This is a genomic window from Humibacter antri (genome assembly GCF_054777235.1).
The window spans coordinates 138,677-162,314 of sequence record NZ_BAAHAW010000002.1 but is presented as its reverse complement, the minus strand read 5'-3'; the positions used below and the strand labels follow the sequence as shown (position 1 = coordinate 162,314).

At 65.8% G+C, this 23,638-nt stretch carries 19 protein-coding genes; 9 read left to right on the top strand and 10 right to left on the bottom strand.

The window, feature by feature from the left end; translation table 11 throughout:
* Positions 1-159 precede the first annotated feature (159 nt).
* The 4 genes from ACYVDK_RS01460 to ACYVDK_RS01445 all read right to left on the bottom strand — a co-directional run bounded on the left by ACYVDK_RS01460 (position 160) and on the right by ACYVDK_RS01445 (position 6,573).
* A complete protein-coding gene (locus ACYVDK_RS01460; RefSeq protein ID WP_460516883.1) occupies positions 160-2,568 on the bottom strand; it encodes a TniQ family protein in 2,409 nt (802 codons plus the stop codon).
* Between the two features lie 2 nt (positions 2,569-2,570).
* On the bottom strand, positions 2,571-3,713 hold the full coding sequence (locus tag ACYVDK_RS01455; protein ID WP_460516880.1) for a P-loop NTPase family protein: 1,143 nt from the start codon (positions 3,711-3,713) through the stop codon (positions 2,571-2,573).
* Positions 3,710-5,701: a helix-turn-helix domain-containing protein gene (locus ACYVDK_RS01450; protein WP_460516878.1), complete on the bottom strand. Its 1,992-nt coding sequence runs from the start codon at positions 5,699-5,701 to the stop codon at positions 3,710-3,712. Before ACYVDK_RS01450 ends, ACYVDK_RS01455 begins: the two co-directional genes overlap by 4 nt.
* A 146-nt stretch (positions 5,702-5,847) precedes the next feature.
* Positions 5,848-6,573 (bottom strand): TnsA-like heteromeric transposase endonuclease subunit, encoded by a 726-nt coding sequence (locus ACYVDK_RS01445; RefSeq protein WP_460516875.1) that lies wholly within the window; start codon positions 6,571-6,573, stop codon positions 5,848-5,850.
* 270 nt (positions 6,574-6,843) lie between these two features.
* On the opposite strand from ACYVDK_RS01445, the gene ACYVDK_RS01440 reads away from it, so the two are divergent.
* A complete protein-coding gene (locus ACYVDK_RS01440; RefSeq protein ID WP_440295102.1) occupies positions 6,844-7,143 on the top strand; it encodes a hypothetical protein in 300 nt (99 codons plus the stop codon).
* A 209-nt stretch (positions 7,144-7,352) separates the two neighbouring features.
* Here ACYVDK_RS01440 and dnaB read toward each other — a convergent pair whose 3' ends face one another.
* The 5 genes from dnaB to rpsF all read right to left on the bottom strand — a co-directional run bounded on the left by dnaB (position 7,353) and on the right by rpsF (position 11,169).
* Positions 7,353-8,726: a replicative DNA helicase gene (gene dnaB, locus ACYVDK_RS01435; protein WP_460516872.1), complete on the bottom strand. Its 1,374-nt coding sequence runs from the start codon at positions 8,724-8,726 to the stop codon at positions 7,353-7,355.
* A 748-nt stretch (positions 8,727-9,474) separates the two neighbouring features.
* Positions 9,475-9,927, bottom strand: a complete 453-nt coding sequence (gene rplI, locus ACYVDK_RS01430; RefSeq protein ID WP_460516870.1) for a bL9 family ribosomal protein — start codon at positions 9,925-9,927, stop codon at positions 9,475-9,477.
* A 9-nt stretch (positions 9,928-9,936) separates the two neighbouring features.
* Positions 9,937-10,200 carry a small ribosomal subunit protein bS18 gene (gene rpsR, locus ACYVDK_RS01425; protein ID WP_460516867.1) on the bottom strand — a complete coding sequence of 88 codons (264 nt, stop codon included), beginning with the start codon at positions 10,198-10,200 and terminating at the stop codon, positions 9,937-9,939.
* Between the two features lie 74 nt (positions 10,201-10,274).
* The gene (locus ACYVDK_RS01420) at positions 10,275-10,769 is read right to left on the bottom strand and encodes a single-stranded DNA-binding protein (RefSeq protein WP_460516864.1); all 495 of its coding nucleotides are present in this window, start codon (positions 10,767-10,769) and stop codon (positions 10,275-10,277) included.
* A 4-nt stretch (positions 10,770-10,773) separates the two neighbouring features.
* Entirely contained in the window at positions 10,774-11,169 is a 396-nt protein-coding gene (gene rpsF / locus ACYVDK_RS01415; protein ID WP_460516861.1) for a 30S ribosomal protein S6, read from the bottom strand.
* A gap of 635 nt (positions 11,170-11,804) precedes the next feature.
* Between rpsF and ACYVDK_RS01410 the strand changes: the two genes are divergently transcribed.
* Both ACYVDK_RS01410 and ACYVDK_RS01405 read left to right on the top strand, forming a co-directional pair.
* Positions 11,805-13,016, top strand: coding sequence for a glycosyltransferase (locus tag ACYVDK_RS01410; protein ID WP_460516858.1), 1,212 nt, complete (start codon positions 11,805-11,807; stop codon positions 13,014-13,016).
* On the top strand, positions 13,013-13,768 hold the full coding sequence (locus ACYVDK_RS01405; protein WP_460516855.1) for a PIG-L family deacetylase: 756 nt from the start codon (positions 13,013-13,015) through the stop codon (positions 13,766-13,768). Before ACYVDK_RS01410 ends, ACYVDK_RS01405 begins: the two co-directional genes overlap by 4 nt.
* Positions 13,769-13,857: 89 nt before the next feature.
* Here ACYVDK_RS01405 and ACYVDK_RS01400 read toward each other — a convergent pair whose 3' ends face one another.
* A complete protein-coding gene (locus ACYVDK_RS01400; RefSeq protein WP_460516852.1) occupies positions 13,858-15,294 on the bottom strand; it encodes a CCA tRNA nucleotidyltransferase in 1,437 nt (478 codons plus the stop codon).
* Between the two features lie 118 nt (positions 15,295-15,412).
* Between ACYVDK_RS01400 and ACYVDK_RS01395 the strand changes: the two genes are divergently transcribed.
* The 6 genes from ACYVDK_RS01395 to ACYVDK_RS01370 all read left to right on the top strand — a co-directional run bounded on the left by ACYVDK_RS01395 (position 15,413) and on the right by ACYVDK_RS01370 (position 23,464).
* Complete coding sequence (locus ACYVDK_RS01395; protein ID WP_460516849.1) at positions 15,413-17,965, top strand: DUF6049 family protein; 2,553 nt, start codon at positions 15,413-15,415, stop codon at positions 17,963-17,965.
* Positions 17,958-19,574, top strand: coding sequence for a murein biosynthesis integral membrane protein MurJ (gene murJ, locus ACYVDK_RS01390; RefSeq protein WP_460516846.1), 1,617 nt, complete (start codon positions 17,958-17,960; stop codon positions 19,572-19,574). The genes ACYVDK_RS01395 and murJ overlap by 8 nt, the downstream gene beginning before the upstream one ends.
* Before the next feature lie 85 nt (positions 19,575-19,659).
* Entirely contained in the window at positions 19,660-20,616 is a 957-nt protein-coding gene (trxB, locus tag ACYVDK_RS01385; protein WP_460516843.1) for an NAD(P)/FAD-dependent oxidoreductase, read from the top strand.
* Positions 20,617-20,688: 72 nt separating this feature from the next.
* Positions 20,689-21,015: a thioredoxin family protein gene (gene trxA, locus ACYVDK_RS01380; protein WP_460516840.1), complete on the top strand. Its 327-nt coding sequence runs from the start codon at positions 20,689-20,691 to the stop codon at positions 21,013-21,015.
* Positions 21,016-21,149: 134 nt separating this feature from the next.
* Positions 21,150-22,469, top strand: coding sequence for an aminotransferase-like domain-containing protein (locus ACYVDK_RS01375; RefSeq protein ID WP_460516837.1), 1,320 nt, complete (start codon positions 21,150-21,152; stop codon positions 22,467-22,469).
* Positions 22,470-22,492: 23 nt separating this feature from the next.
* Entirely contained in the window at positions 22,493-23,464 is a 972-nt protein-coding gene (locus tag ACYVDK_RS01370; RefSeq protein ID WP_460516834.1) for a D-alanine--D-alanine ligase family protein, read from the top strand.
* The last annotated feature ends 174 nt before the right edge of the window (positions 23,465-23,638 follow it).

Here is a 23,638-nt window from a genome sequence, read left to right as displayed (position 1 = left end):
CAACTCCTGCATTGGCTTCCTCAGTCAGCGCCAAAGTCGGAAGGCGAACGGCACTCATAGGGAAGCGCTGCACCCGCTCGGCTGAGGGCACCATGTGCACATCAGTCCATTCGTCGTCTCCCTGAGTTGTGGCTGCGCAGTGGTGCGACCAGACGGCGGTCATCCAAAGTGTGGAGCGGCGCGAAGCTCAGCGGCGAGTTGTTGGCCGAGGGGAGTGAGCGTGAGTGGCCTGCCGCGTTCGGCATGATTGATGAGCTTTCCACCGGCTCGCGACGCGAGTCTCGACATCTGCACCGATAGCGTCGATTCCGCGATTCCTATCGACGTGGCCGCTTCGGCAATGGTTGCGTGGCTGGCCACGACAAGGAATCGCTCTGCGCGCAACCGCCCCGCTTCTCCGCTGAACGCCCGTTCGAGAAGCGAAGACCCGCCGATGACGGAATTCGCGTGCAGTACGCGGGCATGGCTGCCGCCTCCTCGCGGACGAACTGTGATTCCCGCCCGCCTCAGGTTCTGATTGACGACACTCACTGAGCACCCGAACTCGGTCGCGATCTGCTGAATCGTCTTCAGTTCACACTCGTAGCGCTGTCGAAGGATGCCCGGATCGATGGCGATCCGTTGGCGACCCGGTGGTCGAGGACGGATCCCTTCCTTCTTCAGAGCGACAACGACGCTCGACCGATCGACGTTTTCACGCCTAGCGATATGGTCCATCGATAGGCCGGCGCGATATTGCTCCGCGTATGTCAGGCGCCGGAGTTTGGTCTGTGATGAACGAACCGCTGGCCAAACACTCCGCTCTTTCGTTCCTGAAGGCTTTGCGGGACAGCGCGTGCTCCGGTCAGCAACCAGTGCGGGCTTCCAATCGAGCGGTTCGTCGATGTGCCGTTCCTTGAGGAACTCGATGCCGACCTTGTCCAGCGCATCGCTGAGAGCGGCGGGCAGTTTCGAACTGAACGTCAAGACGGCGTGGCGGGTCATTCCGTAGGGATCATCCCAGGGCAGCTTGTCCAGCCTGGTCGGGTTACCAGTCAGTCGCTGGTAGAGCAGGGTCCGTGCCATCACCCAGGCCTTGTTGCCGCAGGGGTCGAGATCGATTGCGGCACACAGCGGGCGCCACTGCCGCAGTGGAAGAAGGTCACCACAGTCGAGGCCGCGACGACGCATGTAGTCGATGCGGGCCGGTGTTATGTCAAGGTAATCCGCGAGCTCCAGCGTTACGGCACGCAGTTCCTCCGCGCGCCCTTGCATCCGGATGCGTCGTAGCGCGTAGGCGGCTTGGCCGACCGCGGAGCGAGGTCGGCCGAGGAGCGCCAGGCCAGCAGAGTAGGGCTCCGATGTTCCCGCGACGATAACGGAGGCCGCCATCGTGATAGCGAGCATCTCGGGGTCAAGTGAGCAGGGCTGCGCGAACTTGTCGACGATCTCATCCCACAGAAGTGTCGGCAGCATCTGGGCGCGGCGTGTGACGGTTGAGTTGACCGCCAACTCTGCAGTGACGGGCGCGGTGTCCGGGCGGTCGTCCCGCAAATGTGTCGAACGCAGGATGGCTCGGATCTGGGGGCTTACCGTGTCCGCGGCGAACTTGATGGAGGGCCGATCTGCGATGCACTGCTTCACTCGGTTGATGTTGTTGAGTGCCTCGTAGGCAAGAGTCACCTCAACGGCGTCGCGGATGTGTCGTTCTGCTGCACCCTTCGCTTTGGGTCGTTCGACAGCGGAGCGGAGGTAACGGTCTGCGATCTCACTGGTGAGGGCAACCGCCCGAAGCGCTCCACGGTCCGGCGACATTCGGGTGGTCAGTGTGAGCAAGCGGATGTCCGCGAGCATGCGGGTGGCCTCTTGTGGATCGTTTCCGTAGATGCCGAAGGTCGCGGTTCCACGCTCAACCGCGCTGAGGATCGCGTGCTGGGCCTGTGCGGCACTGTCGGGGAGTGCTACGCGGTCGGGGTGAACGGACAGGTCGGCGCCGCAGCGAGGTTTGTCCCGGCCTTTCGTGCTTCCCAGCAGGGGATGATGGCAGTGGCCGGGCATTGGTATTCCGCTGAGCGCGTGCACTCGCCTACGTGGCTGGCGCCCACATAGCGGGCAAGTCTCCACGAGAAGGACCCGATGTTGTAGGCATCCAAATACGAACGCGTACTGCCATTGCGACTGCCACCTGCCACCGGATTCGCGGAGGCAGTCGGGGCAATAGCTGCTGCCGGTGACCCGCACCGGGAACCCAGACCCGATCGGCCATGCCGTGTCGTCGCCGTGCAGCCCGTGCGCTTGCCCGGCCCTTGTCATCGCATGAACCCGCTTCGTCGGTATCCCGGTTGTCTTATGGATTCGGGACGCCTGATCGTCGGATAGTGACAACGTCCAGGAGAAGGCGTTCCTCCTATTGACGGGCGAGCGGGCATCGACGGCTTCATCGATGAGGCCGATGCCGCGTGCCATGCGGAGGAGGCTGGTCTTGTGGGCGCCGGCCATCGCTTCGAGCCAGGAGTCGAATGGTTCGTTGGGTCGTGGGCTGAGTACGTAAGGGAGTCGCCTCAGCTCTATTGTGGTCTCCGCCGACATATCTAGGCCGCCGCCGACTTTTGGGAGACCTTCTCGGAGCGCGCACGACCCGATCTGCTGCCGCCGGTGCGCGGCCTCGCCAGCTGGGCTTCGAGTTCGGCCCGGGAGCCTTCCGCGCCTTCGTCGATGCGGATACCGTCCAGGAGGTCTCGGTCCAGCGCTTCGGCTCCCGTTCGGATCGCGCGCGACGTGCCTCGTCTGATCAAGTCCATCAGCGAACCGATGTTGCCTGTTGACCTGGCGAAGAGATAGTCGGATAGGTTGACGAGCGCTTCAGGGTCTTGGTCGGCTAGGACGACGTTCTCAACCAGGCCTCGGATCATTCGGCTCCACTCGTCTCGTCCGTTCGCGGTGCGGAGCGTGAACGAGTTCATGCCGAGAACGGTCCACCGCCGAAATGTTTGTGCCATCGCAGCGGCGGCACCTGTCTTGCCTTCTCCGATGAGTCCGCTTGCGCGGAGTGCGACGCCTGCGAAGAGGAATGTGGCTTCATATTCGTTGGCGAGCCACTTCAGCTGGTTGGCGACTTCGACGCCGTCCCGGGTGTGCATGTTCAAGAAATGGAGATCGTCGACGATGACCAGGCGTGTGGAGTGACGTTCCAGGCACTCGGCAGCGGCTCTCGCGAGGTCGCGTCCGCGCATGGTGTAGTGCGATACTCCGTGCGTTGCCGGATGGGCGAAGAAGCCGAGGATCATCTCGTGGAGACCCTTGATAGTCGTTCGCCCCGTGAGAGTGACGTGGCATACCGGGAGATGTAGGACTTCGTCGTCGCCTTCTATGAAATCGCCGAAGCGGAGCAGCTGTTCCTGATGAAACGCGCGGCCAAATGCGTTGATGGTGGTCGATTTCCCGAGGGTCGGTGGTGCATCGATGACAGCTGTGGATTTCACACGATCGGCGTCCTGCATGTTGCTGTCCACGATGTCGCCGAGTTGAAGGTGAATGTCTTCAACCTGCCGTGTGCGAAGCAACAGATTCGCGTGCCAGTCGCGTCGCCGGAGGTCGTAATCCTGACGTGCCCGTTGGTCGAGGTTGTTCAGTTCGCTGCGACGCAGCTGATCGGGCCGTGTTCGTGTCGGACGTTCTGCGTAGGTCTTCCACCCTTCGTATAGGGACAGACTCCGTCGTTTTGGCGTCGTCACATCAACTCCATGGGCTCGTATGCGTCGTCGAGGATGGGGTCGGCAAGGTTGTCGTCCGCGTCGTCGTCACCGCCACGGATCGACAGTTCCGGGCCATCGGGGTCGACGATTCCCCCGCAGAGTTCTTCGATCAGGGCCGGTTCGGGTGTTCGCGCGGCGTCAAGGAGCCGTTGAACGGTGGCCAAAGAGTCTATTCCGCTCGCTGTGTCCTGTGTGCGTGCTTGAGCCACCATGCGTGCGCTTGTCCTGCGCTCGAGGGGAGTCAGTGCTTGGCCAGCGCCCCAGTCCTCCAGTAGTTGGGCGAGCACCGCTTCAACCTGGGTAGGTTCGCCTTGTTCGATGGCGCGCCTCTTCGCGAATTCGAGTGCATCGAGTGTGAAGGGCACGTCGACGAGTGATTCGTAGTCCCATCTCAGGGTGTGCCACTGGTTGTCGTCTGGGTCGTGGAAGAAGATCCTGGAGACGTCACCGGGGTCGATCGAGAACGGCCACTTTCGCCCGTCGGAACGCGTATTCGTGCGTGACCGATTCGCGTACTTGGTGACAATCTCACCCGTGTATCGGAGCTTGTTGATCTCGACTCCGTAGTGGTTGAACTGGCGTGTAACGACGGGAAGCAGCTCGAGCAGCACGTTGCGATCGGTGGGAACGCGAAGCAGTCCGGCGACCGCGATACCTTGCTCGAAGCGCTGGGCGGGAGTCAGTGCGACACCGGGAAGTCGTGGATCGAACAGGCCCTTGTGCGGGGTCAGGTGATAGACGCAGGCGATCCACTCGCGCACAATCTGTTCAAGCTGGGGAATCGTGTAGACGAAGTCCTCCTCGGGCCGATCGCCTCGACTAGAGATGTCCCGTCCCTTGTATCCGGGGAGTTGCTGCAGGAGGGTCTCGATCGTCCCGAAGAGCCGCTCCACGACGGCCTTGTCACTACCCATGAAGAGATGCGCGGGCTGCACGGAGATTCCTAGCCGGGCACACGCCCCTACGACGTGCTCGGAAAGAAACGCCTTCCCGTGGTCCATCACCGCTGTCTCGGGCACAACCGGCTGCGGGCTGAACCGCCGGAGATGGACGGACTTCGTGTTCACAACGACCCCTTCGGCTACACCGTGGTAGGGCCAAGCTGCTTGCGCAGGGGCATCCCGCACGGCGTCCATCGGCTGGAATGCTTCGAAGAGCACGGCCGAGACATCGATGGACTTCGTCGACGCCGGTGTCATCCGGAGCCCGAGCACACAACGGGTGTAGAGGTCGATCGCGACAGTGAGATCCACTGACGTCCAGCTTCCGGTGACCGGATTCAAGGCGAAGACGTTCAGCGGTGTGGTGTCGAGCAGAACGTACTCACCGGGTCGTGTAGCTCGGAGGTGCCCGTAGGGCGTGTTGGGGCCGCTGGCGATGGACCGCTTCGACTTGGTGGATCCCGTGAAGATGTTCCGCCCACGAGCGAGCTCATCAAGCGCTTCGTACGCCGTGGTCTGTCCCGGTATCGCCACTACGCCGGGACCGAAGTCGCGTTCGACCCTCGCGCGAATTCTTCCGAGGATGATCTTCTTCTGAACCCTCGGTTGCCCAGCTTGTTCGTCCAGTACCGCTCGTGCTGTCTTGAGCCACCGGCCGTCCAGGCCCGACAGTGTCGCAGCGACCTGCGCGCGGCGCTTGTCGAGCAGACCAATTTCGCCGGACTGCCTGTATTGGGCGATCCATCGTTCGAGCGTCCGGATGCCGCATCCCAGTTCGCCGGCCTTGGCGCTGACTCGATCAGCGAAGGGCACGCTGGGGGCGTACGGCCCGCGGGGTTCACCGCCTCGAGCGATGGTCGGTGTTCCGGACTTGAAGCCGGTCATGACTTCACGCACGTGGTCGGCGCGGACCTGTGCACTGGTTTTCGCAGCTTCTGTCGCGTCATTCCACAGCACGCTCAACGGCGTTGCGCCCGCATCGTCGTCACGAATGCCTCGAAGGGTCGACTTCCCGCCCTCGTCCATGGGCGTCAGGATGTCGACGTAACTGAGGCGCCGGATCCGGGCGGCGGAATCGCGGACGATCACTCCGGAAGCAGTGACCTCGATGACCGTACAAAGGCTGCCATCGTATCCAAAGCTCACCCCGGGTGCGAGAGAGGCTGTCGCGTTCACCGGGGGACCAAGACGCTTTCGGCATGAAGCAACGTGGACATGTCGGTGACGAGATCGCCCGTCCACAGGAGATGGAGAACGACGGCCCTGGCAGTCAGCGTGCCCAATGGTGGCTCGGCTACCACGGTAACGGCCTCGCCAAATGTGACAGGCGCTCCCAGCCTCGCTCGCGCCCGGTCGATTAGCACCTGGTCGAACTGAAATCTGCGACGGTATCCGGCGAGGAACTTCAAGTTCGACAGTTCTGTGGTGTCAGGCTCCGTCTGGATGAGGTAGTCCCACCCGCGTCCCTCGACCACACTGCGCGACCACTCCAAGGAGTCGCGAACGCGGAGACTTGGCAGCTTGGAGGCCGGCTTGACGTCCACCACACACACGGAGTGATCAGCGCGGACAAGCAGATAGTCGGGTACATGTCGGCGCATCCGATCGCCATCCCACCCTTCGATCAAGAACGGCTGAGACCGAATCGACACCACATCCGGATCGAAGTCCGCGAACATCAGGTTCGCGAGTTCGAGCAGCGACTCATACCCGACATGGGTACCCATCGTCGCCGACCAATAGAGCCCCGGGTAATGACGCTGGTTCCGATACCACCGGAACGGACGCCACGGGATGGTCTTCTCGAAGAGGGGCACGTGAGCGTCGTCGATCGGAACCGCTTCTTCGGCGTTTCCAGGTCGACGCACCGACAATCTGACTTCCTGCTTCTCTGTCACGAACCCAGGCTCGTATCGCCTACGCCGTCAGCCCGTGCACGCGCGCCACCGTTGTTGGCTTGCGATGCTATGCACCACGACTCTTGTTGAATGCCCTATTACATGCTACGAAGAACGGCTTTCACGTAATTACTTCTCGTAAGCTTATAGACGTCAGATTCACACAGGGAGACAACATGAGCCTCGAAACTCATGTGGCTCAAGCCCGATACCCACGCACTCCCGGGCCGCTTGCCCGGCGCGTTCAGGGCGGTATGGAACACTCGGAGCGTGACCATGGTCGAGCCGTTGACGCCAGAGGCATCGAAGCTTGTGTTCGGCAACAGCCACATGATCCGCGTGCTCATCGAGATAGCCTCCATCGAGGCCGAGACCTTCTCTCCGAAGCAGATCGTCGACGCAACCGGCCTCTACTTCAGCTCGGTAAACCCGCTCATTCACAAGCTCAAAGACGCCGGATACATCGAACTCGTCGGTCGCGTTCCGGGTGAACGGACGCTCCTTTACCGCGTCCGAGACAACTATTGGTGGGATGCAGCACGCCGCTTCGCGGCCGAGTCGACTGACTGAACCGGGCAGGCCTGGCCTCGCACGAACACGGTTGACACAGACGCCCCATCGCCGTTCAGGCTGCGTCGCTGCCGCAGGTTGTATCCGCGTCTTCGTATCGCTCTAGGAGCTGAACAGAGCTAGCCACTCATAGTTGGCGGTACCGCCATGTCGCCGCCAATTTGCCGCGGAATCCGCCAACTAGAAGCGGAACCTACACAAACCCACGACTACACCGGCGCCATGTCCGCGAACCGCGAGAAGTGCCCCTGGAATGCCACGGTCACGGTACGCGTGGGACCATTGCGGTGCTTCGCGACGATGAGGTCGGCCTCGCCGGCACGCGGGTTGTCCTTCTCGTAGGCGCTTTCGCGGTGCAGCAGAATCACCACATCGGCATCCTGCTCGATCGAGCCCGACTCACGCAGGTCGCTCAGCGCCGGCAGTTTGTCCGCGCGCTGCTCGGGCCCACGGTTCAGCTGGGAGAGCGCCACGACAGGAACTTGAAGCTCCTTCGCCAAGAGCTTCAGCGCGCGAGAGAACTCGCTCACCTCCTGCTGGCGGCTCTCGACGCGCTTGCCGCTGGTCATCAGCTGCAGATAGTCGATGATCACCATCTTCAGCCCGACGCGCTGTTTGAGCCTTCGGCACTTCGCGCGAATCTCCACCAGCGTCATGTTGGGGCTGTCGTCGATGTACAGCGGGGCGTCATTGATCCGCCCGCGGGTGGAGGCGATCGTCGTCCAGTCCCGGGACTCGACCGTGCCCTTGCGCATGTTCTGCAGCGGAACGGATGCCTCCGCCGCGAGCAAACGCATCGCGATCTCGCTGCGCCCCATCTCGAGCGAGAAGAAGATGGTCGGCAGGTCGTGCTTGATCGCTGCTGCACGCGCGAAGTCCAGCGCCAGCGTGGACTTTCCGAGTGCGGGGCGCGCGGCGACGATCACCATCTGCCCCGGATGCAATCCGTTCGTCAGGTCGTCGAGGTCGGCGAAGCCGGTCGGAACTCCGGTCATGCTGCCGTCTTTGTGCTGAGCCGCCTCGATCTCGTCGATGGCTGCGGTGACGGCATCCGTCAGCGGGATGTAGTCCTCGGCCTCCTGGGCACCGGTCACCGAGTAGATCTCAGCCTGCGCCTCGTTGACGAGGTCGAGCACCTCGCCCTCGCCGGAGTAGCCCATCTGCGTGATGCGGGTTCCGGCTTCGACGAGTCGGCGCAGCAAGGCACGCTCGGCGACGATCTCGGCGTAGTAGCCGGCGTTGGCAGCGGTCGGCACCAGGCTCGTCAGAGTGTGCAGGTACTCGGGGCCGCCGGCCCGGCTCAGATCCCCGGTCTTCGTCAGCTCGTCGGTGACCGCGATGACATCCGTCGGCTCGCCGCGCGAGTACAACGACAGGATCGCCTCGAAGGTCACCTCGTGCTTCGGAATGTAGAAGTCGCCGCCGCGCACGGTCTCGACGACATCGGCCACGGCGTCTTTGCTCAGCAGCATGCCGCCGAGCGCACTCTGTTCAGCGAGCAGATCGTGTGGGGGTGTGCGCTCCGTGGAGCGGGCCTCGGATGCGGGCCGGCCGTCTGCCAGACCAAGGTGTGCGATCGACACCCAGACCTCCTCTTCCCCTCGAGCCGACGGCCCGGTCGTGTTCCTCCTGCTGCGCACCCCGATCGCATCGAACTTCGTTGCGGGCACGACGCGACTGCGGTGGCATCCGGCCGTGCTCTCATACGGTCTCAGCCACCCCTGACAAAGACCACGATTCGCGCTTCGGCCCGCACACCGCGGAGCAACGTTGACCAACCTAGGGAGGGGCCGACCTCGGCCACAACTCGTCCTGTGGATAACTGTGTGGAGAGTCTGCGCGAAACGCCGAAGGCCGTGTGCAGAAGGTGTGAGAAGTTCTGGGGATAAGTTGACAGGTCTTGAATGGATTGTCGGCTTGACCAGGCAGAAAGTTATCCCAGGGTTGTGTGTGAAAAGTTCTCGGATGTCCGCGCCTCCGGCCCGCAGCGACACTCCCGACATGTGGACAAACGTTGCGGAAACCCGGCCGAAGTGATAGTTCTGGCAACGGCTGCGCGGCGCCCCGCGACACTCCAAGCAAGCGCGTTCGCGCCACACAAATCGGCATCCGCTACACGAGTTGACATCTATGCCCGCTACACGAATCGACCTCCGCTACAGCGATCGGCATCCGCTACAGCCTTTTCCTGTAGCGGATGCCGATTCCTGTAGCGCTTCGATCAAACCCACCTGAACAGCACCGAGCCGCACCTGAACCCGACGGGCCGCACCGTACGAAACGGGCCGCACCCCACGTGGAGGATGCGGCCCGTTTCGCACGGTGCAGCGACTACTTCGCGGCGACCACCTGGAGGGTGATCGTGGCGTTGATGTCGTCGCGCAATTTGATCGTGGCCTCGTGCTGGCCGACCGTCTTGATCGGTGCACCGATCTCGATCTTGCGCTTGTCGACGGCGCCGATGCCTGCGGCCTCGACGGCCGAAGCGATGTCGGCCGTCTTCACGGAGCCGAAGAGACGACCCTCGGCGCCGGCCTTGACGGTCAGCTTCACCTTGGTGGCCTCGAGCTTCAGCTTGAGGTCCTGAGCGTCTTCGATGGTCGCGTGCTCACGTGCGGCACGCGCGGACTTGATCTGCTCGACCTGCTTCTCGCCGCCGCGGGTCCACGCGATCGCGAAGCCCTGCGGAATGAGGAAGTTGCGGGCGTACCCGTTCTTCACCTCGACGACGTCACCGGCCGATCCGAGGCCGGAGACCTCGTGCGTCAGAATGAGTTTCGACATGGGTGACTCCTAACGGCCCGAGCCTGCGTAGGGCAGAAGAGCCATCTCGCGAGCGTTCTTCACGGCCTTCGCGATGAGGCGCTGCTCCTGAACGGAGACACCGGTGATGCGGCGGGCGCGGATCTTGCCGCGCTCGGAGACGAACTTGCGCAGGGTGGCGACGTCTTTGTAATCGATGACGCCGACTCGGACGGTCTTCGCCGGAGCGGCGTTCTTTCCGTCCTTACCCTTGCGGATCGGCTTGCGGCGGTCGCCGCTCGACTTTCCAGCCATGGTTTCTTTCCTTCAGTATTACTGGTGGTCGAGGAGGGCTGAAGGCCCGTCTCGAAACCACGCAGAAGAGTTTCTTAGAACGGGGTCTCGTCGTTGAAGCTGCCCGGCGCGTTCCACACGTCGGAGCTCGAGCCGGACCCCTGCGGGGTGGATGGCGCCCACTGGTCGTCGCTGGGTGCGCCGCCGATGCGGCCGCCGCCCGACGACTGAGCGCGCGTGACAGACGCGGTGGCGTAGCGCAGCGATGGCCCGATCTCGTCGATCTCGAGCTCGATCGAGGTGCGCTTCTCGCCTTCCTTCGTCTCGTACGAGCGCTGCTTGAGCCGCCCGGTGGCGATGACCCGCGAGCCCTTGGTCAGCGATCCCGCCACGTGCTCGGCGAAGTCGCGCCAGACGCTCGCGCGCAGGAAGAGTGCCTCGCCGTCTTTCCACTCGTTCGCCGCACGGTCGAAGGTGCGGGGAGTGGATGCGATGGTGAAGTTGGCAACGGCCAGCCCGTTCTGCGTGTAGCGCAGCTCCGGGTCGGCGGTGAGGTTGCCGACCACTGTGATGATGGTCTCGCCTGCCATGGGCTCAGGCGCTCTGCTTCGAAGGGGCCGCGGCCCCTTCGACGGGCTCAGGACGACGCTTGCGAGCCGCCTTGTCGTCCGCGCGCTTCTGGGCGGCCGCGACCTGCGCAATGGCTTCCTCGGCACGCAGCACCTTGGTGCGCATGACGGCCTCGGAAAGGTTCAGCTGGCGGTCGAGCTCCTGCGTGGAATCCGAGTTCGCCGTGAAGTCGACGACGGCGTAGATGCCCTCGGACTTCTTGTTGATCTCGTACGCCAGGCGGCGCTTGCCCCAGATGTCGACCTTGTCGATGGTTCCGCCATCCGTGCGGATCACGTTGAGGAACTTGTCAAGGCTGGGAGCAACGGTGCGCTCATCGATCTCCGGATCGAGAATGACCATCAACTCGTACTGATGCATGACTAACCCACCTCCTCTGGACTTGAACGGCTGCAGGCTTTCTGCAGCAGGAGGGTATGTGCATCGTCGTCTGCACTCGCAGGCGGATGCCTGCCGACGGACAACCTGAAGAGCATACCGGATGCCCGCCGTATCCCGCGAATCTCTCGCCGGTTGAGCCCGTCCCGCTGGTCGAGCCCGTCCCGCCGGTTGAGCCCACCCCGCCCCTCGAGCCCACCCCGCAGGTTGAACCCACCCCGCGGATTCAACCCATCGAGCCGGTTGAGCCCACACCGCGGGTTGAGCTTGTCGAAACCCGGCCTCAGGCGGTATCGGGTTTCGACAAGCTCAACCCGCGGGTAGGCGGCCTCAACTCGCGGGTGGGCGGCTTCAACCCGCGGGTAGGCGGCCTCGACCCGCGAGTAGGCGACCTCAACCCGCGGGAGGGCGGCCTCAACTCGCGCGTGGGCGGCACGACCCGCGCGTGGGCGGCACGGCCCGCGGGTGGGCGGCACCGCCCGGCGAGACCCAGGTCCGCTCGCGTTCTACCGGACCAGCCCGCGAGGTGGGCGGCACGCCCGAGCGAGACCAGCGCAGCTCGGTATCGACCGGCTCGATCGGCGGTGGCGGCCGCGCGACGTACTTACGCTGGAGGCATGACTGAACGACCCTTGCGCATCGCGGTGGTGGCGCTGCATACCTCGCCGTTCGCCGCTCCCGGGTCGGGCGACGTCGGAGGCATGAACGTGCTGGTGCGCGCGACGGCCGAGCGCATGGCATCCGAGGGCCACAGCGTCGAGGTGGTCACACGGCGGTTCACGCCGGACCTGCCGGCGGTGAGCATTCGCCCGTCGGGCGTGGTGCTGCGGCTGGTCGACGCCGGTCCCGCCGCCCTGAGGCCGAAGGGTGAGCAGGAGGCGTTCGTCGCAGCGTTCCGCGCCGGGCTGGATGCCGTCGGCGACGTCGACGTCGTGCACTCGCATCACTGGCTGGCCGGGATGGCCGGGCTGCCGTTCGCGCGCGAACGTCGCGTTCCGCACGTGCAGAGCTTTCACAGCATCGCGGCGCATCCGTCGACGGAGCTGACCGAGGGCGAGCGGCCGGAGTCTGCTGGACGTCTCGCCGGTGAGGAGCAGCTGGCGAGGACGTCGGATGCCGTCGTCGCGGTCAGCCACGCCGAGCAGCGCACGATCGTGCATCGGCTGCACGCCGACCCGGCCCACGTGCACGTCGTGCTGCCAGGAGTGGATGCGACGCTGTTCCACCGCGGTCCCCGCCGCGTGCACCCGCGGCCATACGTCGTGACCGCGGCACGCATCGAGCCGCTCAAGGGGATCGATCTGGCCATACGAACGATCGCCGCGCTTCCGGATGCCCGCCGGCCCGACCTGGTGATCGCCGGCGGTCCGACAGACGGCTACGAGCGACACGTCGAGGAGCTTCGGATGCTGGCCGCCGAGCTCGGAGTGACCGGGCGGGTGCGGTTCGCCGGGCCGCTGGCGCGCGCGGATCTCGCCGAACTGTTCGCCCAGGCGACGGCGGTGCTCGTGCCATCGCACTCGGAGACCTACGGGCTCGTCGCGCTCGAGGCCCAGGCCAGCGGTGTTCCGGTGCTGGCGTCGGCATCCGGCGGTCTGGTCGAGGCGGTGAACGCACGGACGGTGCTGCTTTCGTCCCGGGAGCCGCGGGAGTGGGCCATGCGGCTCGAAGCGCTGCTCGACGACGACGACCTATGGGCGGCGCAGTCGGCCGCGGGCATCCGTTTCGCGGCGGAGCGCTCCTGGGATCGCACCGCACACGAGACGGTGCTTGCCTACCGCGAGCTGCTCCGGAACGCCGAGCACGGAGCGTGGCGGAGCTGCGCATGAACCCGTTCGCGGGCGCGCGCCGCGTGCTGTTCGTGCACGCGCATCCCGATGACGAGACGCTCTCGTCGGGTGGCGTGATCCTGCGGCTGGTCGAGCTCGGGGTGCGGGTGACGCTGCTGACCGCGACCCGCGGTGAGCGCGGCGGCGTCGTGCCCGAGCTGCGGGAACAGGTCGGGCACGATCCGGAACTGCTCACGGGCATCCGTCTCGACGAGTTGCGCCGAGCGGTGCAGACGCTGGGTGTGGCGGATTCCTATCTTCTCGGCGAACCGCCTGCCCGTGCCGGCGGTGTGCCTCCGCGTCGCTACACGGACTCCGGCATGCGCTGGATCACGCCGACGGTCGCCGGGCCGGTCGACGATGCACCCCCGCAAGCGCTCACGCTGGCGCCCGAGCCGGAGGTGGTCGCCGACGTGCTCGCCCTCATCCGTCACGTGCGCCCCGACGTCGTCGTCAGCTACGACGACCAGGGCGGCTACGGGCATCCGGACCACCGCTGCATCCGGCGGGCCGCAGTGCGAGCGTGCCAGGCGGCCGGTGTGCCGTTCGCCGAACTCGTCACCCCGAACGCTTCGCGCGCGTTCGTGATCGATGCATCCGATCGGCTCGACGGCATCGCGGATGCCCTCCGCGCGCACGCCACCCAGCTCACGGTCGACGGCGACCACGTGGTGCACTGCGGCGGCCAGCGGGAGCCGATCGCCACGGTCGTCGGGGTGCGGCTCGTGCCCGCCGCCACCTCGTCAACATGACGGATCGCGCGCTCCCGCCGAAAGCATGACGGATTGGCATGCTCTCAGCCGAACGTCCTGTTGATGAAGTTGCTGAACCTCGGCGCAGACTACCGGTCCAGCGATCGGGGGGCGGCCCACTCCCGCAGCCGCTGCTCGGCCTCATCGGCACCGAGCAGACCCTCGTCGAGTCGCAGGTCGAGAAGGAACTTCATAGCTCTACCGACCTCGGGCCCGGGCATCAGGCCGAGGATGCGCATCACGTCAGCCCCGTCGAGTTCGGGGCGCACGGCATCCAGTTCCTCCTGCGCCTGCAGCTGAGCGATGCGGTCCTCGAGGTCGTCGTACGCGAACCCGAGCCGGTCGGCCTTGCGGCGGTTCCTGGTCGTGACGTCGGCCCGGGTCAGTTCGTGCAGTCGTTCGAGCTGGTCGCCGGCATCGCGCACATAACGGCGCACCGCCGAATCGGTCCACGCGGTGTCGGCATACCCGAAGAACCGCAGGTGCAGCTCGATGAGCCGGCTGACGGCATCCACCGTCTCGTTGTCGAACCGCAGCGCGCGCAGCCGCTTGCGTGCGAGCTTCGATCCCACGACGTCGTGGTGGTGAAAACTCACCACCCCGCCGGCCTCGAGCCGACGCGTGGCCGGCTTGCCGATGTCGTGCAGAAGGGCCGCCAGGCGCAGCACGAGGTCAGGTGCGTCGTGCGGATGCCGTTCCCGTTCGTATCCGATCACCTGGTCGACCACGGTGAGCGTGTGCCGGTACACGTCTTTGTGGTGGTGATGCTCGTCGATCTCCAGGCGTAGCGCGGGCAGCTCGGGAAGGATGCGATCGGCCAGTCCGGTCTCCACCAGCAGCTCGAGCCCGGGGCGCGGATCATCGCTCGTCAAGAGCTTCACCAGCTCGTCCCGGATGCGCTCGGCACTGACGATCTCGATGCGATCCGCCATCCCGCGCATCGCCACCACCGTGTCGTCGCTCACCGAGAACCCGAGCTGAGAGGCGAACCGGGCCGCGCGCAGCATGCGCAGCGGATCGTCGCCGAACGACACCTCCGGCGAGATCGGCGTGCGCAGCACCCCGGCCAGCAGGTCGTCGACGCCGTTCGACGGGTCGACCAATGCCACCTGCGGCACCCGCAGCGCAAGCGCGTTCACGGTGAAGTCGCGCCGCACGAGGTCGCCATCGAGGGTGTCGCCGAACTCGACCTCCGGTTTGCGGGTCTCCCCGTCGTAACTGTCGGCGCGATACGTGGTCACCTCCACGATGTCGTCGCCGAAGCGGGCACCGATCGTGCCGAACTTGCGGCCGATGTCCCACCAGGCATCCGCCAAGGGCTTCACAATCTCGATGGTGCGTTCCGGCCGAGCGTCCGTCGTGAAGTCCAGGTCGTGCACGGTGCGGCCGAGCAGGGCGTCGCGCACCGGACCGCCGACGAGTGCGAGCTCATGGCCTGCGTCCGAAAATGCTCGAGCGAGGCGCGAAACGACGGGCGACTCGGCGGTTTCGCGCAGGCGCGCGAGGGACTCGGCGACGCTCTGCATAGTGCTCGCCAGTCTACTGGCGGCCGGCCTGAGCGACTGCCCGGCCGGTCCCGGTTTCCGCCATTGGGCGCCTCAGTACAATTGCGGGCATGCTCCCCGTCGACCCCTGCGCTGCCGCATGCGGTTGACCAGCGGCGCCGTCGGGTCGCTCGACGGTGGGAGCGAGCCCGGGCGAGCGCGAAGTCGCGTGCTGAAGCTCGCCAGGGGTGCTCTGCTGGCTGCAGTCGCCGCCCTTGTGGCGACGAGCGCTATGGCGGCCGGCGGGATGCTCACCCCGGCATCCGCGCACGCGCAGAAACCGGGGAAGACGCGGTCGGCCGTGGCGGCGAGCGGCGCGTCCCCTACGGTGTCGCTCTACGCCGGGAACGCCGGAACGGAGTCGCCGGGGCAGTCCGTCACCATCACGATCAGCATCGACAACGCCTCCGCCGACGTCATCGGCCCTGGCACCGCAACCGTCTCGATCACCGAGAAGCCGCTGGGATCCCGTCACGGTCTGGATGCCTGGCTCAAGCCCGACTCCGACCACGACGCCACGACCCGCGTCATCCAGACGGCGACCACTCAGGCCGTCACCGCCGGCACGAACCAGCGCGTGGCCACTCTCACGATCCCTGAGCAGGCGGTCGGGCTCAGCGGCAACACGGCCGTGTACGGGCTCACCGCAGCAGTGACCGTCGGCTCGGGCGCCGTCGGAACCGGATACTCGACCCTCACCTACGAGGGCACCGGCGTGCAGCACCAGGTCGGTCTCGCCGTGGCCATGCCCATCACGGTGCCGCCCACCTCGTCGGGGCTGATCGCCGCCGACGATCTCGCCACCTACACCGCCCCGGACGGACTGCTCACCCGACAGCTCCAGCTCGCGCGCGACCATCCGTCGATCGCCATCGCCATCGACCCGATGATCATCGCCTCGATCCGCGTTCTCGGCACCTCCGCGCCACAGAGCGCGCAGAACTGGGTCAACGATCTGGACTCCCTGACGAACGATTCCTTCCCGCTTCAATACGGCGATGCGGATGTCGCCACGCAGCTGCAGTCCGGCGTCACCTCGCTGTTCGCCCCGACATCGTTCGGCTACGCGATGGATCCCGGCAACTTTCCCGGCCAGCTGACCGTCGGTGAGACCCCGCAGCCGATACCGACGCCGACCGACAACAACCCGTTCGTGACGCCGACCCCGACTTCCACACCCAAGCAGCCGAACGTTCCCAGCACGGCTCAGTTGCTGTCGTGGCCTTACACGTTCAGCGGCATCGCGTGGCCTGCCGATGACAGCCTGCGCGCCGGCGACCTGAATGCGCTGGCGAACGACGGCTACAAGTCCACGATCGTCTCCGGGTCGAACACGAACCAGTCCTCGCTGTCCGTCACCCCGAATGCGCCGCTGCCGGTGAAGGGTGGAACGGCGCTCGTCACCGATCAGGGCGTCAGCGACGCACTGCGCAAGGTGGTGTCGGCCATCGGAGCGGACCAGGAGAATGCTGCGCTGGCATCCGTTTCGGCCCAGCTCGCCGAGATCAGCAAGCAGGGCTCCACCGGCACGATCATCCTTGCCGGACTCGACCGCAGCTGGCCGGCGAACGAGGGGGAGGCCAGCCGCGCCCTGACCTCGGTCTTCACGCTGCCGTGGGTGACCGCGTCATCGCTGCGTGATGCGCTCACCGCACCGGTCTCGGAGGGCCTGAAGCTCGACGACGCCGTTCAGGACCCGACCACAACGGCCGCCGTGAACCAGCTCACGGGCGCAGCAGGCAACATGGATGCCTTCGCCACCGTTCTCACCGACCCCACGGCCCTCACCGGTCAGACCCGCAACGAACTGCTCTCGCTTTTGTCGGTCGGATGGCGTCAGCCCGACAACAACTGGCCCGCTGCCGTGGCCGGCTTCGTCAAACAGTCGAGTGACACGGTCAATTCGATCAAGATCGACCCCACCGGAAAGATCACGGTGGCCAGCGCGCAGAGTCTCATCCCGGTCACGGTGACGAACGGTCTCGTGCTCCCGAACGGCGTGAAGCCGGCCGTGAACGTCGTGCTGCGCGCGACGCCCTCCAACAACAGGCTCGAGGTCGACTCGGACACCGCGAAGCCCATTCCGGCGGATGCCAGTGCGAAGGTTCTCGTGCCGGTCAAGGCGAAGCTCGGCAACGGCAGCGTCAAGCTCGGCCTGCAGCTGTACAGCCCGACCGGTCTGCCGATCGGTGCACCGCAGACGGCCGCCATCGAGGTGCATGCGGACTGGGAGGGCCTGGGAGCGCTCGCTCTCGGCATCGCCGTGGTGCTGTTCTTCGGCTTCGGGCTGACCCGCAGCATCCTGCGCCGCGTGAACGAGCGCCGCACGAGAGGGTCGCAGGAGGATGCCGTCCCGCCCGCCGAATCCCACGACATCCCGCCGGTTGAGCCTGTCGAAACCGATCCCGCAGAAATCCCGCCCTTCGAGCCCCACGACATCCCGCCCGCCGAGCCCCACGACATCCCGCCCGCCGAATCCCACGCCCTCCCGCCGGTTGAGCCTGTCGAAACCGATCCCGCAGAAACCCCACCCGCCGAGCCCCACGCCCTCCCGCCGGTTGAGCCCGTCGAAACCGATCCCGCAGGAACCGACCCCGCAGAAACCGATGCCGCAGAAGCCCCACCCGACGACGAAGGGAGCCCACGTGGCTAGCGTCGGACGCGCGAGTGCCATGCTCGCTTCCGGCACGATGGTCTCGCGCGTGCTGGGCTTCGTGCGGTCGTGGGTGCTGATCCAGGCCATCGGTGTGCTCGCGATCGGAGCAAACGCATACGGCACGGCCACGCAGGTGCCGAACAGCATCTACGCGATCATCGCGCAGGGCATCCTGAGCGCCGTCCTGGTGCCGCAGATCGTGCGAGCATCCGTTCACGCCGATGGCGGTAAGGCATACATCAACAAGCTCGTCACGCTGGGCATCCTGATCTTCGCCGCTGTCGCCGTGGTCGCGACGCTGCTGGCGCCGTTCTTGGCCCAGCTGTTCGGTGCCCGGGGCTCGTACGCCGGTCTGGTGACGGCGTTCGCCTACTGGTCCCTGCCGCAGATCTTCTTCCTCGGCCTGTACACACTCCTCGGCGAAGTACTCAACGCACGCAAGTCGTTCGGGCCGTTCACCTGGGCACCCGTGTTCAACAACGTGGTCAGCATCGCGACGCTGATCGTGTTCATCCTCATGTTCGGCGCAGAGGCGCAGCACCCACGGCCCCATGCCGCGGACTGGACCTCGGGCATGATCGCCGTGCTCGGCGGCGGTGCGACCCTAGGCATCGCGGTGCAGGCGCTGGTGCTCTTCTTCTTCTGGCGACGGGTCGGCCTGAAGTTCCGGTTCGACTTCAAGTGGCGCGGCGTCGAACTCGGAACCGCCGGACGTGCAGCGGCCTGGACGCTCGCCATGCTGGTCCTCACGCAGCTGGCGGGTGTGATCGAGACGAACGTGGCGAACACCGTCGGCACCACCAGCAGCTATGCCTCTGTCGCCGCCATGACCCAGTCCTGGCTGATCTTCATGCTGCCGCACTCGATCATCGCGGTCTCGATCGTCACGGCCTTCTACACCCGCATGGCCGAGCACGCCCGGGAGGGGAACGTCACCTCGTTCCGCACCGACTTCTCGACCGCGACACGTTCGATTGCCGCGCTGATCAGCTTTTTCTCTGTCGCGATCATCGTCGCCGCGTACCCGATCGCGCGGATCTTCACCCACGATTACGACTACGCCGCTCTCGGCAACGTGCTGATCGGGTATGCCGCCGGGCTCGTGCCGTTCTGCATCCTGTTCGTCATCCAGCGCGCGTTCTACTCCCTGGGCGACACGCGCACGCCGTTCCTCTTCACACTCGCCCAAGTGGCCGTCGTCATCACCGGTGTGCTGCTCTGCCTGCTCGTCGCCCCCCAGTACCGCGCCATGTCCATCGCATTCGCCGTGTCGCTCGCCGGCACCGTGCAGGCGATCATCGCGGCTGTGCTCCTGCGGCGAAGGATGCGCGGCGTCGACGGGCGCCGTATCCTCCGTGGCCTGTGGCGATTCCTGCTCTCCGCCGTGCTCGCCGGTGTCGTCGGGGTGTTCGTGCTCGCCCTCCTCGGTGCATACACCCGCGGATTCGCCGTGGCGGGCATCCTCCCCGCCGTGCTCTCCATCGCCGCTGTCGGGGTGGTCATGCTGGCGGTGTACTCCGGGATGCTCCGCCTTCTGCGCACCGAGGAGTTCACGATCGCGTGGAACCTGCTGCGCCGCCGCCTGCCTGGACGCTCCCTCCGCTGAGCAGCTGTCTCGACGCCGGCTGCGCGGCCGCGGAATACCGTCCGCCTACACTGTGTTGCACAGCACAGCAAGACGAGGAGCACACGTGCGTCAGATCATCATCATCGGTTCCGGCCCAGCCGGTTACACGGCCGCCATCTATGCGGCGCGTGCCAACCTCGAGCCGCTCCTGATCGCCAGTTCCGTCGAGGCCGGTGGCGAGCTGATGAACACCACGGAGGTGGAGAACTTTCCCGGGTTCCCCGACGGCATCATGGGTCCTGACCTGATGGCCAAACTGCAAGTGCAGGCGGAGAAGTTCGGCACCGAGGTGCTGTACGACGACGTCGTGTCGCTCGAGCTCGACGGCGAGGTGAAGAAGGTGCGGCTCGGCAACGGCGAGACGCACGAGGCCCGGTCGGTCATCTTCGCGACCGGTTCCGCCTACCGCAAGCTCGGGCTCGCCGAAGAGGAGCACCTGTCGGGTCACGGCCTGTCGTGGTGCGCCACCTGCGACGGATTCTTCTTTCGCGAGAAGACCATCGCGGTCGTCGGCGGTGGCGACTCCGCTGTCGAGGAGGCCACGTTCTTGACGCGATTCGCGTCGAAGGTGTACGTGATCCACCGTCGCGACCAGCTGCGGGCATCCAAGATCATGCAGAACCGCGCGTTCGAGAACGACAAGATCGAGTTCGTCTGGAACAGCGAGGTGCTCGCGATCACCGGCGACAGCGCCGTCACCGGAGTGACCCTGCGTGACACCGTCACGGGGGAGGAGCACGACCTCGCGCTCGACGGGCTGTTCGTGGCCATCGGCAATGACCCGCGCACGCACCTCGTGCACGGGCAGCTCGACCTCACCGCGGCCGGCACCATCGCCGTCGACGGTCGCAGTTCCAAGACCAACCTGCCCGGCGTTTTCGCTGCCGGCGACGTGATCGACCCGACCTACCGGCAGGCGGTCACCGCCGCGGGGAGTGGAACCGTCGCCGCCCTCGATGCCGAGCACTACCTGGCGGCACTCGACCAGAACGAACGTGAGGCGCTCAGCCTCGCCAACTGACCCAAGGCCGTTGAGCCGAACATGAGAAGTCCACCGCCTCGCGCGGCGGAACGAACCGATAGAAGGAGAACAATGTCCAGCGCCAAGTCCGTCACGGATGCCACGTTCCAGCAGGATGTGCTCGATTCCGAAAAGACCGTGCTCGTCGACTTCTGGGCCGAGTGGTGCGGCCCGTGTCGTGCGGTCGCGCCGATCCTCGACCAGATCGCAGCGGAGCACGGCGACAAGCTCGAGATCGTCAAGCTGAACGTCGACGAGAACCCGCAGACCGCGTTCAAGTACCAGATCACGTCGATTCCGGCGCTGAAGGTCTATCAGGGCGGCGAGGTCGTCAAGACCGTCGTCGGCGCCAAGCCCAAGCCCGCTCTCGAAGCCGACCTGGCCGCCTACATCAAGTAGGTCGGTCGGAGCACTCCAACGCCCGCCCGGCACCCGCCGGGCGGGCGTTCTGCATTTCCCACCGCTCTCCGCCCGAAGACGACCCACATCGGGCATCCCCTAGCATGGAATCCACGCTCAGAACGGAATGACACGTGATTCACAACGGCGGCTCGCACACAGCGGGCAACAATCTCGACCCCTGGTTCTCCTCGTACGCGCAGCGCACCGCGGGCCTTGCCGCCAGTGAGGTTCGAGCTCTGTTCGCCGTCGCCTCCCGGCCCGAAGTGGTCTCGCTGGCGGGCGGCATGCCGTATGTCTCCGCTCTTCCGGAAGACCTCGTCGTCGGTGCGATGGAACGCGTCATGCGGGAGCAGGGACCGGTCGCCCTCCAGTACGGGTCGGGCCAGGGCGTGCCGTTGCTCCGCGAGCAGATCACCGAGGTGATGGCGCTCGAGGGCATCAGCGCGAGCGCCGACGACGTGATCGTCACGACCGGATCACAGCACGGCCTCGAGCTGTTCGCGAAACTCTTCCTCGACCCGGGCGACCTCGTGCTCGCCGAGGGCCCGAGCTACGTCACCGCGCTCGTGATCTTCAAGTCGTATCAGGCGGAGGTCGACCATGTTCCGTCCGACGAGCACGGACTGATCCCGGATGCCCTGCGGCAGCACATCGCGAACGCGCGCGCCGTCGGCCGTCGCATCAAGTTCCTGTACACGATCCCCACGTTCCACAATCCCGCGGGCGTCACGCTCACGTGGGAACGGCGGCTGGAGATCCTCGAGATCTGCCGCGAGAACGGCATCCTGGTGCTCGAAGACAACCCGTACGGGCTGCTGTACTTCGAGCAGAAGCCGCCTGCCGCGATGCGCTCCATCGACGAGGAGGGTGTCGTCTATCTGGGCACGTTCTCCAAGACGCTGGCTCCGGGATTCCGGGTCGGCTGGGCGCTCGCCCCCCACGCGATCAGGGAGAAGCTCATCCTGGCCAACGAGGCCGCCGTACTCAGCCCCAGTTCGTTCACGCAGCTCGTGATCTCGCAGTATCTCAGCGAAGCGGACTGGCGCGGCCAGATCGACACCTTCCGCGGCGTCTATCGCGAGCGTAAACAAGCGATGATCTCCGCTCTCGAGGAGCACCTGCCCGAACTCGGCTGGACGAATCCGAACGGTGGATTCTACGTGTGGCTCACTCTGCCGGAATCGCTCGACTCCAAGGCGATGCTGCCGCGCGCGGTCACCGAGCTCGTCGCATACACGCCCGGCACCGCGTTCTACGCGGACGGCGACGGCGCCCGGAACATCCGCCTGTCGTTCTGCTACCCGACACCGGAAGCCATTCGTGTCGGCGTGCGCCGACTGGCCAACGTGATCAACGGCGAGCTCGACCTGCTCGACACCTTTGCGGGGACCGGGTCACTGCGCACCCAGCGCGTGGCCGCCGACACGTTCCCGCCCTCCGACCTCCGCTAGCCGAACCGCCTGAAGGGTCGCCCATGACCGACTTCGAACGATTGAACGTGCTCGTCCTCGCGGGCGGGCTCTCCCATGAACGTGACGTCTCACTGCGCTCGGGGCGCCGCGTCGCGGATGGCCTCTCCGCCCACGGCCACCGAGTCACGGTTCGAGAACCCGACGGTGAGCTGCTCTCAGCGATCGACGCGCTGGAACCTGATGTCGTCTGGCCGGCCCTCCACGGCGCCAGCGGCGAGAACGGCGCACTCCGGGCACTGCTCGCCACAGCCGGGGTTCCCTTCGTCGGGGCGGATGCCGAAGCCGCTCGCCTCGCGTGGCTCAAGCCCGTCGCGAAGACGCTGGTGGCGCGCGCGGGAGTGCAGACACCGGCATCCGTGACACTGCCGACCGAGACGTTCCGCGAACTCGGCGCGGTCAGCGTGCTCGAGGCGCTGGGCGACGCGCTCACGGCGCCACTCGTCGTCAAGCCGGCCGAGGGCGGGTCCGCCCAGGGGGTCACCTATGTGGATGACGTCGCCGACCTGCCGCGCGCTCTCGTGAACGCGTACACCTACAACGATGTCGCGCTCATCGAGCGCCGCGTCGTCGGCATCGAGGTCGCTGTGACCGTGCTCGACACCGGGGCCGGCCCGGTCGCGCTTCCCGCGGTGGAGATCGTGCCGCGAAACGGCGTCTACAGCTTCGAGGCGCGGTACAACGCGGGAGAGACGAACTTCTTCACGCCGGCACGACTGACGGATGCCGCAGCAGACCGAGTGGCCGAGGTCGCGATCACTGCACACGAGGCTCTCGGCCTGCGTCATCTGTCTCGGGTCGACCTGATCGTCGACCCAGGGGGTGTTCCCTGGTTCCTCGAGGCGAACGTGCTCCCAGGTCTGACGGAGACATCACTCGTCCCGCTTGCCATCGAGGCGGCCGGCTTCGACCTCGGCGCCGTCTATGTCGGCCTCGCAGAACAGGCGATCCGCGAAGCAACAGCTCTCACCGAGTGACGCGTAGCGCACCGCGCGGATGTTTCACGTGAAACATCCGTGACTCATCCATTGCTGCCTCGCATCACCGTGGCGCCGCCAGGCTCCCCAGGTTTCACGTGAAACATCGGCGCCTCTAGGTTTCACGTGAAACATCCGCGTCCGTACGATTCACCGCGACGCCACGCCCGTGCG